8 protein-coding genes and 2 tRNA genes are annotated in these 12,420 nt (G+C 75.2%); 4 read left to right on the forward strand and 6 right to left on the reverse strand.

Features of this window, described 5'->3' with window-relative positions; genetic code table 11:
* Positions 1-651 precede the first annotated feature (651 nt).
* The gene (locus ABZZ17_RS32130; protein ID WP_356881375.1) at positions 652-2,982 is read right to left on the reverse strand and encodes an asparagine synthase-related protein; all 2,331 of its coding nucleotides are present in this window, start codon (positions 2,980-2,982) and stop codon (positions 652-654) included.
* 633 nt (positions 2,983-3,615) lie between these two features.
* On the opposite strand from ABZZ17_RS32130, the gene ABZZ17_RS32135 reads away from it, so the two are divergent.
* From ABZZ17_RS32135 to ABZZ17_RS32150, 4 genes are all read left to right on the forward strand, one after another.
* Positions 3,616-5,259 (forward strand): sporulation protein, encoded by a 1,644-nt coding sequence (locus ABZZ17_RS32135; protein ID WP_356881377.1) that lies wholly within the window; start codon positions 3,616-3,618, stop codon positions 5,257-5,259.
* A 19-nt stretch (positions 5,260-5,278) separates the two neighbouring features.
* On the forward strand, positions 5,279-6,499 hold the full coding sequence (gene lhgO, locus ABZZ17_RS32140) for an L-2-hydroxyglutarate oxidase (protein WP_356881379.1): 1,221 nt from the start codon (positions 5,279-5,281) through the stop codon (positions 6,497-6,499).
* A gap of 171 nt (positions 6,500-6,670) precedes the next feature.
* Positions 6,671-7,420, forward strand: a complete 750-nt coding sequence (gene trmB / locus ABZZ17_RS32145; protein ID WP_356881438.1) for a tRNA (guanosine(46)-N7)-methyltransferase TrmB — start codon at positions 6,671-6,673, stop codon at positions 7,418-7,420.
* A 145-nt stretch (positions 7,421-7,565) separates the two neighbouring features.
* Entirely contained in the window at positions 7,566-8,843 is a 1,278-nt protein-coding gene (locus ABZZ17_RS32150) for a PrsW family intramembrane metalloprotease (RefSeq protein WP_356881440.1), read from the forward strand.
* On the opposite strand, the gene ABZZ17_RS32155 is transcribed toward ABZZ17_RS32150, so the two are convergent.
* The 5 genes from ABZZ17_RS32155 to ABZZ17_RS32175 form a co-directional block, all read right to left on the reverse strand.
* Complete coding sequence (locus tag ABZZ17_RS32155; RefSeq protein ID WP_356881381.1) at positions 8,840-9,898, reverse strand: M23 family metallopeptidase; 1,059 nt, start codon at positions 9,896-9,898, stop codon at positions 8,840-8,842. The genes ABZZ17_RS32150 and ABZZ17_RS32155 overlap by 4 nt on opposite strands.
* A gap of 316 nt (positions 9,899-10,214) precedes the next feature.
* Entirely contained in the window at positions 10,215-11,315 is a 1,101-nt protein-coding gene (locus tag ABZZ17_RS32160; RefSeq protein ID WP_356881442.1) for a PP2C family protein-serine/threonine phosphatase, read from the reverse strand.
* Positions 11,316-11,600: 285 nt separating this feature from the next.
* Positions 11,601-11,674, reverse strand: a tRNA-Met gene (locus ABZZ17_RS32165).
* 294 nt (positions 11,675-11,968) lie between these two features.
* Positions 11,969-12,041 (reverse strand) — tRNA-Lys (locus tag ABZZ17_RS32170).
* Between the two features lie 184 nt (positions 12,042-12,225).
* Positions 12,226-12,420 (reverse strand): hypothetical protein (locus tag ABZZ17_RS32175; protein WP_356881383.1); only part of this gene is annotated, 195 nt, incomplete at its 5' end.

Here is a 12,420-nt window from a genome sequence, read left to right on the forward strand (position 1 = left end):
CGCGCAGAAACCCGGGCCCGCGCCACGACCGCAGCCAGGACCCAACCAGGCCCACAAACCGGCCCGGGAGCGGAGAACAGCCCGGCACTCGACCCGAGCCCCCGGCACCACCCCACCCGGAACCCGAACCGAAACCCGCAGCGCGACCCGCGCAGAAACCCGGGCCCGCGCCACGACCGCAGCCAGGACCCAACCAGGCCCACAAACCGGCCCGGGAGCGGAGAACAGCCCGGCACTCGACCCGGGCCTCCGGCACGACCCCAGTCGGAACCCACCCGGGACCCGCGCCACGACCCCAGCAGGAGACCCGGGCTCGCGGCGCCAGCCCAGGCGGAAGCCGGACCGGGACCCGCGGCGGGACCCGAGTCGGAGCGGCGTGCGCGGTCCCAGTGGATCAGCGGCCCACCAGGCGGCGGGCCTTCGCAGCCCCGGCCCGTCACGGGGGGTGGTGCGCGGCCCCCGGCGGCTCGGTCGGCCGGGGGTGGTCCGGCGGGGGCAGCAGGCCGCTGGGCGGGCGGCGTTGGGCGGCGGTCCGGCGACAACGGGCGGCGTGGGGGGGATACGCCGGGTCGGGTCAGCGGGCCGCTGGGCGGGCGGCGTTGGGCGGCGGTCCAGGGGCAGCGGGCGGCGTTGGGGGTACGCCGGGTCGGGTCAGCGGTCTGCTGGGCGGCGTTGGGGGGTCGGGCGGAGGTGGAGGGGGACGCCGGGGGTCAGGCGGGGCAGGGGGGTGTCGAGGACGGGGACGGCGCGGCGGCGGGGGGTGGAGGTGCCGGTCCAGCAGGTGCCGCGGCGTGCGAGGAGGCGGCGCAGCCACAGTTCCATCGAGACGAGTTCCGCGAGTCCGTCGAGCGGGACGGGCCGGCCGTCGGCGGCGTCGATGAGGGCCTGCCGGACGACGCGGGCCTCGATCAGGCCGGCGTCGGCCAGCAGCGGGGCCGTGAAGAGGGACAGGAGGTGTTCCAGGGCGGCGCGCAGCCCGAGCCGGGTCGCGGTCTCGTTCGGGGTGTGGGCGGTGGCGCCCCAGCCGGGCGGGAGTTCGCGCACTCCGGCGGAGGCGAGGACGCTGCGCAGGATCGCGGCCCGGGCGCCGGGCTGCACGCGCAGGGATTCCGGCAGGGCGCGGGCGGCCCGTACGACCTGGTTGTCGAGGAAGGGGGCGTGCAGGCGCTGGCTGCGGACCTCGACGGCCTGTTCGAAGACCCGGTGGTCGGCGGCGTGCCGGGTCAGCACGGAGCGGGCGCGGGCCTCGCCGGGGCGCAGCGACAGCGGGGGGCGTCCGGCCGCGGTGCCGAGACGGATCGATACTTCCGCCAGGGCTTCGCCGGTGAGCCAGGCCGCGGCGGGGCCGGGGCGGGACCAGGTGAGGGCGGCGAGGGAGGCGTCGACGGGGCTGGCCACGCTGCCTTCGACGACGCCTTCGCGCAGCCGGGCCGCGGCGGCTTCGATGCCCGCGCGGTACGGGGTACGGGCGAGGCGGCGGGCTGCCGAGTAGACGGTGAGGGGGACGAGGAGGGACTCCCCGGAGGCCGAGGCGGAGCGGGCGAGGGCGGCGACGGGGCGCAGCAGGTGGCGGCGTCGCCGGTCCATGAGGAGGTCGGCGAGCCGGGCGGGGTGGGCGTCGAGGACCTGGCGGGCTCCGTGGCCGACGAAGTGGTCGGCGGAGCCGGCCGCCAGGCGGCGGCGTTCGCGGGCGGCGGAGACGAGGGAGGGGCCGGGTTCGTCGGTGAGGGGCCCGTCGAGGTCGGCGTACGGGAGGGCTTCCTCGGCGGCCGCGACGACGACGTGGTGGAGCCGGGGGCTGGCGGCGATGGCGTGGGCGCGTTCGAGTTCGGCCTCGCGGCCCTGGGGGGTGGCGAGGTCGTTGAAGGTGACGGCGAGGAGCCGCGAGCCCGAGCCGGGGATGGTGCCCGGGGCGCCGGGCAGCCCGGCGGCGAGCAGCGCGAGGGTGGCGGAGGCGCTGCCGCCGGAGAGGTCGGCGCCGACTCCGGGTGCGGGGGCGCCGCGGGCCGCGCGCCGGTCGGCCGGGCCCATTCCGGGCACGGGTCCGGGGTCGGGAACAACTGTTTCGGGAGCATGCCGGGGCGCCGTGAGCCGGGCGCGCACCGCGTCGACCAAAGCTTCCCGTACGCCCTCCACCGCGCGCTCGGGGTCGGCTTCGGGGGCGGCCACGGCGAGGGAGGCCACGGGCTCGTAGCCGGTGATCTCGCGGGAGCCCTCGCGCAGGATCAGGGTGTGGCCGGGCGGGATGCGCCGGACGCCCGCGTACGGTGTGCCGTCGCCCAGTGCCTCCGGGCTGTCGGGGCAGGCCAGGAGGGCGGCGAGGTGGCCGACGTCGAGCTGCGCCTCGATGAGGTCGGCGAGGGGGAGGGCGGCGGTGGCGTACGCGGTGCCGCCGGCCCAGGGCGTGTAGAAGACGGGCCGGGCGCCGGCGAGGTCGCCGAGGACGGTGATGCGGCGGCCGGCCTGGACGACGGCGGTGTAGCTGCCGGACCACTGGGTGAGGTGGCGCAGGGCGCCGCCGCGGGCGGCGTAGAGGGCGCGTCTGAGCTCGGCGTCGGTGGCGCCGCAGCAGCCGAGTACGGCGAGGCGGGTGAAGGGGTCCGCGGGGTCGGCGGTGACGGTGCGGATCTCGTCGGGGCGCCAGTCGCCGACGGCCCACAGCGGGTCGGGGTCTCCCCACAGGAGCTGGGCGCCGACGGGGTGGACGGTGCGGTCGGCGTCCTGGGCGGCGGGGTCGTCGGGGTAGGCGGCGTCGGCGAGGCCTCCGCGCGGCTGGTCCCCGTACGGGCCGTGGGCGGGGCCGCCGGAGCCGTGACCGGAGCCGCCGTGGCCGGACGTGCCGTACCCGCCGGACGTGCCGTACCCGCCGGATCCTCCGTACCCGCCCGAGGCGCCGTACGCGCCCGTTCCGCCCTGGCCGGAGACGCGCCCGGCCGTGCCGAAGCTCGCGGCGATACTGCTCCAGCCGACCAACCAGCGCACCGCCGCCTCCCCCAGCCTGTGGGCAAATGACCGGGGCGGTGCGCGGCTTCGGACGACACGGTCAGCGCTGAGGGCGCGGCCGGCGAGGCCCCGGGTGGCTCGGGGTCCATGCTGCCACGAGACGGGCGTGCGAGAGCGACTTCGGGGGGCGCACATGTAAACGAATACGCCCCGGCTACACGGTATTTGGCGTTCCGTTCCCACCGCCCCATAGGTCGGTTTCGGCCATTCTTCGGCCGTACTGAGTGCCCGCGCCGGCCGTCGCGGGGGCGCGGTCCGGGAGGTGGGACGCACCCCCCGGACCGTTCCGCCACCCGCGGGGATTGAGGCAGCGGCATCCCCCGGCCCACCTGATCCACGTGGCGGGCCGACCCACGCACCGCACATCGAATCGCCGCGCTCCGGGAGGAACCAGAGCGCACGGCCGGGCGCACGGCCACACGGCCGGAGCACGGGCTGACACGTGCGCCCCGGGCACGGGCCCCGGCCCGACTGTGCATACGGACAACAATCCCGCCATACGGAAGGCGGGGCCTTAACGCTTGGGAGGCGGGGAACTACGCTGGGTTTACGAAATGCCGGGCGCCTATGCCCCGGCGGCGTCTGCGTTCCGCGTGTGACGAGGGGTGGCGCATGTCCAGGGAGCTCCGCGAGCCCAACGAGAAGCTCGGCGCCGTCCTCGCCCTGGCGGGCATCAGCAACGCCGGGCTGGCCCGGCGGGTCAACGACCTCGGCGCACAGCGCGGTCTGACGCTTCGCTACGACAAGACCTCGGTCGCCCGCTGGGTGTCCAAGGGGATGGTGCCGCAGGGCGCGGCCCCGCACCTGATCGCCGCCGCCATCGGGGCGAAACTGGGCCGCCCGGTGCCGCTGCACGAGATCGGGCTGGCGGACGCGGATCCGGCACCCGAGGTCGGACTGGCCTTCCCTCGCGACATCGGCGCGGCCGTACGGTCCGCCACCGACCTCTACCGGCTCGACCTCGCCGGCCGGCGCGGCGGTGGCGGGATCTGGCAGTCGCTCGCCGGTTCCTTCGCGGTGTCGGCGTACGCGACGCCCGCCTCGCGGTGGCTGATATCTCCGGCCGACAGCTCGGTGGCGCGCGAACCGGTCCCCGTACGGGAACCCGCACCGGGCACCGCACCCGGCGGCCCCGCCGCCGTACCCGCCCCGGCGGCACGCGCCGCGGCCGTCTCCGCCGTCCCGGCCCAGCGGCCCGCCCCCGCCCGGCCGGCCGTCGAACACCCCGCGCAGGGCGTTGTGCCCGCGCCGCCCGGAACCGAAACCGCGCCGCAGGGCGCCGCGGCCACCGCCGCGTCGGCGGCGGCCCAGGCATCCGCACCCTCCGACGCCTCCCCGCAGCGCGTCGGGCACAGCGACGTGACGAAGCTGCGCGAGGCCGCCGAGGACGCGCGCCGCTGGGACTCCAAGTACGGCGGCGGGGACTGGCGTTCGTCGATGGTCCCCGAGTGCCTGCGGGTGGACGCGGCGCCGCTGCTGCTCGGCTCCTACACCGACGAGGTGGGCCGCGCGCTGTTCGGCGCGACCGCCGAACTGACCCGGCTGGCCGGCTGGATGGCCTTCGACACCGGCCAGCAGGAGGCGGCCCAGCGGTACTACATCCAGGCGCTGCGGCTCGCCCGCGCGGCCGCCGACGTACCGCTCGGCGGGTACGTCCTGGCCTCCATGTCCCTCCAGGCGACCTACCGGGACTTCCCCGACGAGGGCGTGGACCTCGCGCAGGCCGCCGTCGAACGCAACCGCGGCCTCGCCACCGCCCGCACCATGAGCTTCTTCCGCCTCGTCGAGGCGCGCGCCCACGCGAAGGCGGGTGATTCGGCGGCCGCCGGAGCCGCGCTGCGGGCCGCCGAGGGCTGGCTGGAGCGCTCCCGGGAGGGCGACGCCGACCCGACCTGGCTGGGTTTCTACTCGTACGACCGTTTCGCGGCGGATGCGGCGGAATGCTACCGGGACCTCAAACTCCCCCGGCAGGTACGCCGCTTCACCGAGCAGGCCCTGTCCCGCCCCACTGAGGAGTACGTGCGCTCGCACGGGCTGCGGCTGGTGGTGAGCGCGGTCGCCGAGCTGGAGTCGGGCAACCTCGACGCGGCGTGCGCGGCCGGCACCCGCGCGGTGGAGGTCGCGGGCCGGATCTCCTCGGCGCGGACGAACGAGTACGTACGGGACCTGCTGCACCGGCTGGAGCCGTACGGGGACGAACCGCGCGTCGCGGAGCTCCGCGAGCGGGCCCGGCCGCTGCTGGTGACACCCGCGTAGCCCCGTTGTCGGTGGCGGGGTGCAGTATGCAGGGGTGGGAGGTGTCAGCGTGGACTGCGACGTGCTGGTGATCGGTGGTGGGATCGTCGGCCTGTCGACCGCGCATGCCCTGTCACGCCTGGCCCCGGGGACGCGCGTGGTCGTCCTGGAGAAGGAGGCCGGCCCGGCCCGGCACCAGACGGGCCGCAACAGCGGCGTCATCCACAGCGGGATCTACTACCGCCCCGGATCCCTCAAGGCGCGCTTCGCGGTGCGCGGCGCCGCCGAGATGGTCAAGTTCTGCGCCGAGCACGGCATCCCGCACGAGGTCACCGGCAAGCTGATCGTCGCGACCGACCGCCGCGAGCTGCCCCGCCTGCACGCGCTCGTCCAGCGCGGCCGGGAGAACGGCATCCCCGTGCGCGAGCTCGGCCCGGCGCAGATCGCGGAGTACGAACCGGAGGTCCGGGGCCTCGCCGCGATCCACGTCGGCACGACCGGCATCGTCGACTACGGGCGGGTGGCGGCGCAGCTCGCCGAGTCCTCGGGCGCGGAGATCGTCTACGGCGGTGCGGTGGACCTCGTCTCGCGCCGCCCGTCGGCCGTGGCGGTGCGCACCACGTCCGGGCTGGTCGTCCGGGCGAAGGTCCTGGTCAACTGCGCGGGGCTGCAGTGCGACCGGATCGCGCGGCTGGCCGGTGACGACCCGGGCATGCGGATCATTCCCTTCCGCGGTGAGTACTACGACCTCGCGCGGCCGGACCTGGTCCGGGGGCTGGTCTATCCGGTGCCCGACCCGGCGTTCCCCTTCCTCGGCGTCCACCTCACGCGGGGCATCGGCGGCGGCGTCCACGTCGGGCCGAACGCCGTGCCGGCGCTGGCCCGCGAGGGTTACGGCTGGTCGACCGTCCGGCCGCGCGACATCGGCTCCGAGCTGGCCTGGCCGGGATCCTGGCGGATGGCCGCGCGGCACTGGCGGTACGGGGCGGGAGAGATCCGGCGCTCACTGTCGAAGCCGGCCTTCACCGAGGCGGTGCGCAGGCTGCTGCCGGCCGTCACGTCGGCGGACCTGACCCCGGCGGCGGCCGGGGTGCGGGCGCAGGCCGTGCTGCGGGACGGGACGCTCGTCGACGACTTCCTGATCCGGGAGGCCCCGCGGACGGTGCACGTCCTGAACGCGCCCTCGCCCGCGGCGACCGCGTCCCTGCCCATCGGCCGCGAGGTCGCGGCCCGGGCCCTCCGTACCCTCCGCACCTCCTGACCCCGGCCGGGCGCTGGGCCGCCGGGCCGCCGTGCCGGGAGGGCCGGCCGGGCCGGTGGGGCCGGCGATCGGCGAGGGAGGGGGCGTGCCGCGTAGAATCCGGGCATTGTGTCTGAGTCCCCGAATCCCCAGCCCAGCCTCCCGGACACCGCGCCGGAGGCGTCCTCGTACGTGCCCCCCAAGTGGCGCACCGAGCCCCGCTTCCCCGACGGCCCCGCGCCCGACCCGGCCGGGTCGCACCACGAGCGCCGCATCCGCAGCTTCCAGCCGCGCCGCAGCCGGGTGACCACCGGCCAGGGCGAGGCCCTGAAGCGGCTCTGGGGAACCTGGGGCCTCGACATCGACGGCCACGAGGTCATCGACCTCAACCGGCTCTTCGACGGCCTGCCCGTGGTCCTGGAGATCGGCTTCGGCATGGGCGAGGCGACCGCCCAGATGGCCGCCGCCGACCCCACCACCGGCATCCTCGCCGCCGACGTGCACACGCCCGGCCAGGGCAACCTCCTCGCGCTCGCGGAGCGCAACGGCCTCACGAACGTCCGCGTGGCCAACGGCGACGCGATCATCCTGCTCCGCGAGATGCTGCCGCCCGAGTCCCTCGCCGGACTGCGCGTGTACTTCCCGGACCCCTGGCCCAAGGCCCGCCACCACAAGCGCCGGCTGATCCAGCCCGAGTTCCTCGACCTGGCGGCGACCCGCCTGGCACCCGGAGCCGTGCTGCACTGCGCGACCGACTGGGAGCCGTACGCCGAGCAGATGCTCGAAGTCCTCACCGCGCACCCCGACTTCGAGAACACCCAGCCGGACGGCGGCTACGCCCCGCGCCCCGACTTCCGTCCCCTCACCCGCTTCGAGGGCCAGGGGCTGGACAAGGGCCACGTGGTGCACGACCTCCTCTTCAGCCGCGCCGACCGCACCTGACGGCGACCCCGACTCCCGTTCGAGCACGCCCAAGACCGAGTACAACCGCCCCAACGTCACTCCGAGTGTCCGACCCGCTCGGTAGGGTCATCATGTGTTCCGAGCGCTCTCCCGTGTGCTCGCACGCCCGTCGGGCACGGCCCGCATGTGCGTGCTCGTCGCCCTGCTCACCGCCACCGGGATCGCGATCCTCGAACTCGTGCGGGAGCAGACCGGCACCGCCGGATTCTTCGTCGGTCTCGGCCTGGCCCTGCTGCCGGTGCCGCCGCTCATGGCGGCGTTCCGGTGGCTCGGCCGGGCCGCGCCCGGCCCCTGGCGGCAGTTGCTGTTCTGCTTCGGCTGGGGGGCCTGCACCGCGGCGCTGATCGCCATACTGGCCAACGACTTCGCCACGCAGTGGGTCGCCGCGGCCACCGCCGACCCCTCCGACGCCGACCAGCTCGGCTCGGTCGCGATCGCCCCCGTCGTCGAGGAGAGCGCCAAGGCGGCCGCCCTGCTCCTCGTGTTCGTCTTCCGAAGACGCCACCTCGCGGGCCCCGCCGAGGGGTTCGTGCTCGCCGGGTTCACGGCCACCGGCTTCGCCTTCACCGAGAACATCCTCTACCTGGGCAACGCCTTCTACGAGGACGTGGCGAACGGCACCGCCGTACTGGACTCCGTGACGGCGGCGACGTTCTTCGTACGGGTGGTGCTGTCGCCGTTCGCGCACCCGCTGTTCACCGTACTGACCGGGCTCGGCTTCGGGGCGGCCTCGCTCAGCGCCCGCCGTTCGCACCGGATCTGCCTGCCCCTGCTGGGCCTGGCGCTGGCCATGGGCACGCACGCCCTGTGGAACGGCTCCTCGCACTTCGGTGAGTACGGTTTCTACGCGGTCTACGGCTGCGTGATGGTCCCGGCGTTCGGGCTGCTGCTGTGGCTGGCCGTGCTGCTGCGGCGCCACCGGCTCCGGGCCGTCACCGCCGAGCTGTCGGTGTACGCCCGCGCGGGCTGGCTCGGTCCCGCGGAGGTACCGGCCCTGGCTTCGCTGCCGGCCCGCTCACTGGCACGGGCCCTCGCCCGCGCCACCGGAGGCCGCCCCGCCGCCCGGGCGGTGTCCCGCTACGCGGCGGACGCCACCGCCCTGGCCGTGCTGCGCCACCGCGCCCGGCGCCGTGGCCCGGCCCGGGAGCCCGACTTCGCCGAGCGGGAACGGGAGTTGCTGCACGGGCTCTGGCTCCGCCGGGCGACGGCCGGCCCCGCGCTGGCCCGGGCAGCCGTACTGGAGGAACTGCTGCCGCCCCGCTCCGGCCCGGCCGGGGCGAGCGCTCCGGCCCCGGCTTCCGTCCCGACCCCGGCGGGCGCACTGGCCGGCGTACCGGCCCCGAGACGGCGCCGCGCGACGGAACCGGCCGAACCGGCCGGAGTCGGACCGCACCGCTCCTAGACGCTGAGGCCCTTGCCGTTCAGCCACGCCATCGGGTCCATCGTCGACCCGCCCTTGCGCACCTCGAGGTGGAGGTGGGCGCCGGTGACGTTGCCGGTCGCGCCGACGCGGCCGATGGTCTCGCCCGCGCCCACCGCACCGGAGGTCACCGACATCGAGGACAGGTGGCAGTACCAGATCTCCGTACCGTCATCGAGCTGGAGCACGATCCGGTAGCCGTACGCGCCGGACCAGCCCGCCGAGATGATCTTTCCGCCGCCGACCGCCTTGACCGGGGTCCCGGTCGGGGCGGCGAAGTCGAGGCCGGTGTGGTGGCCGGAGGACCACATGGAACCGGCGGCTCCGTAGCGGGAGGTGAGGGTGTAGGCGGAGGTCGGGAGGAACCAGCCGCCCGCCGACTTGGCCGCGGAGGCCGGGGCCGGGGCGGCCTCCGCCTTCGTCTTGGCGGCTGCGGCGTCGGCCGCGGTCTTCTCGGCGGCGGCCTGGTCCGCGGCGGCCTTCTCGGCGGCCGCGCGCACCGCCTCGGCCTCCTTGTCGGCCGCTTCCTTCTGGGTCCTGGCCTCCTGGGCGGCGGCTTCGCGGGCGATCCGCTCGGCTTCCGCGCGGGCCTGCGCGTCGGTGGCGTCCTGCTGCGACTCGGCCTGCTGGAGAATGCGGCTGCGCAGCGCCTCGCCCGCGTCGGCCTGTCCCTGTGCGTCCGCCTGCTGGGGGACGCCCGCGTTCTGCGCGTCCGCGGCGGCCTTCGTCGCGGCGGTGTCCGCGCCGTCCGCGCCCTTCGCGCTGTCCCCGCCGATCAGGTCCGGGATCGACGGCATGGATATGGAGACCTGGGGCCGGTCCTGCGCGGTGGCGATGCCGCCCGCGCCGACCGCCGCGATCACGCCGACGCCGAGCACGGTCGAGCTGCGGGCGAGTCCGCCGCGCTGCTTGAAGACGCGGTGCTTGCCGCGGGGCGGCCGGGCCGAGTCCTCGGTGGGGTTCCACTCGCCCCAGGCACCCGCGGTCGGGGTCTCCTGGACGTCGGTGCCTTCGTGGGCAGGCGAGTTGGAGGCCACCGGGGCACACTCCTCATGGGCGAGAACGCGCGCGGTGTCGCCTCTTGCGACGACTGGGACGACCGCACTGCGTTATCGAAAGGTAATAGACGCGGGGGAGTGATTCCAAGCTGTTGCGACTGATCGTTAACGCCAATCAGCCACGCACTGCACAGCTCTGGCCTGTACATTCATCCTTTATCGCGATCAACTCGGGCAAATTTCAGTCTTATCCCCCACCACTTCAGCCACATTGGCCAAATGACGACCCGTCAACGGTCTTGCTGAGAGCACCCTGTTCACCACGTACGGTCACGACGCAGCGCTCCGGCCGGGCTCAAGCCTCCTCGCGCGGCACCACCGGGACGGTCCGCCTCCGCTCCGGCTGCCCCTCTCCGGGCCGGCCCACCGCCAGCAGTGCCATGTCGTCGGTCGCTCCGCCGCCCGTGTGGCGGCGCACGTCGCTGCTGAGCGCGTCGAGCACCTCGTCCGGTCCGGGGAAGACCCGCCCGCGCAGCCGGGCCGCCGGATCGTAGAAGGTCCCGGCGGCGTCGCGGGCCTCGGTGAGCCCGTCCGTGAACAGGAGCAGGGTGCAGCCGGCCGGGAAGGGCCACTGCGCGGCCCGGTCCGGCGGGCCGAGGGCGGCCAGCTCGCCCAGCCCCAGCGGCAGGGCGGGTTCGGCCGGGGCGAGCACCAGCAGGTCCCCGTCGGCGTGGAGCAGCAGCGGCTCGGGGTGCCCCCGGTTGAGCAGCCGGAGCAGTTCGGCGCCCGGCGGGATCTCCCCGAGCACGCACGTCGTGAACCCCTCCACCGCGTCGAGGCTGTCGCGCCGGACGCCCTCCCGGGCCAGGGCCCGCTCCAGCCGCTGTGCGAGCCGCTCCAGGGTGGGTTCGGTGTCCGCCGCCTCGCGGAAGGCGCCCAGGACCACCGCCACGGCCTCCACGGCCCCCAGCCCCTTGCCGCGTACGTCGCCCACCGCGAGCCGTACCCCGTACGGGGTGTCCTGGACGGCGTACAGGTCGCCCCCGATGAACGCGTCGGCCTGCGCGGCCTCGTACCGGGCGGAGACGTGCAGCCCCGCGATCCGGTCGGCCGGGGTCGGCAGCACGGCCCGCTGGGCGGCCTCGGCGATCCCGCGCGCGGAGGCGAGCCGCTCCACGCTGCGCCGGACGACCCGGTTGATCAGCAGGGCCAGCCCGGACACGGTCAGTACGGTCGCCAGCTCGGTCAGCGCCTCGACCTTCAAGCCGGTGCCCGCGTAGGCGTGCAGGCCCACGACGGCGAGCGAGGCGGCCACTCCGGTCAGGGCGGTCCCCCGGAAGCTGAACAGGGGGGCGGCGACGAGCGGTGCGGCGGAGAAGAAGGGGGAGCCCGTGAAACTGGGCGGGGTCAGCAGGTTGAAGACGAGCCCGATCGCGATCAGCAGCGCGGGCAGCATCCGGACCGCCCGCGGAGCCGCGCCGGCCCCGCCACCGGCGACGGTCGCGCGCTCGTTGCCCTGCCGGCCCAGCCCCGCCACGCTGCTCTCCTGCCGCCCGGTCCCGCCTCGCCCCCTCAAGGCTGGCGGTCGGGTCCCACAGCGGGCGACCGGGGCCGGGCCGATCGGGTGACGCCGCGCACGGCGAACGGGACTTACGGACGCGCGGGCCGGCGGCGTACGACGGGGAACGCCAGGGAACGACGAAGGCCCGGTTCCACAAGGGAACCGGGCCTTCGTACTGAGTAGCGGGGACAGGATTTGAACCTGCGACCTCTGGGTTATGAGCCCAGCGAGCTACCGAGCTGCTCCACCCCGCGTCGGTAAACCCAACTCTACGTCATCCGGGGGACGCCCCCCACCAATTAACGCCCCGGACACCCTCGGACAGGGCATCACCGCAGGTCAGAGGCCGAATAAACGATCCAGGAGCGAGCTGCGCCCACCCGCACCCCCCGCTTCCTCCCCTCACGGTGAGCAGAGAAAGTCGATAAAGCGGCAATAGGGCGCGCCGCGCTCCACCGGCCCGGAAACGACTGAGCGCCCCTCCTGGCCGAAACCAGAAGGGGCGCTCAGCGCCAGGTCGGAGGGGGTGCCCCCCGCCCTGTGAGCGGTAGGCCATGTCGGACTCGAACCGACAACCAACGGATTAAAAGTCCGCTGCTCTGCCAATTGAGCTAATGGCCCTCCACGTGCTCACCCCAGAGCATAGCCGGAGAGGGGCTGGTGACCGATCGGGTATCGCCGGGTGTGGCCCCGGCGGTTTCCCGCCATCCGTCGTACGAGGGGTGGCGGGGCCCGGAAAACGGCCCGGCCCCCACCGCACCGGAGTGCTGTGGGGGCCGAGTCGGTGTCAGATGACGCTCAGGCGTCAGCCGTTGCGCTTCCAGCGGGGCTTGTCGTCACGACGGCCGCCGAAGGAGCCGGTCGAACCGGAGCCGGAGGGGCGGTTGTCGTCACGACGGCCGTAGGGGCGGTCGCCGGCGCCGCCGGAGCGGAAGCCACCGGACGGACGGTCGTCGCGGCGGAAGCCGCCACGGTCGCCACCACGGTCATCACGGTTGAA

Origin of the sequence: Streptomyces sp. NPDC006512 (assembly GCF_040611935.1) — a bacterium.
Lineage (GTDB): Bacteria > Actinomycetota > Actinomycetes > Streptomycetales > Streptomycetaceae > Streptomyces.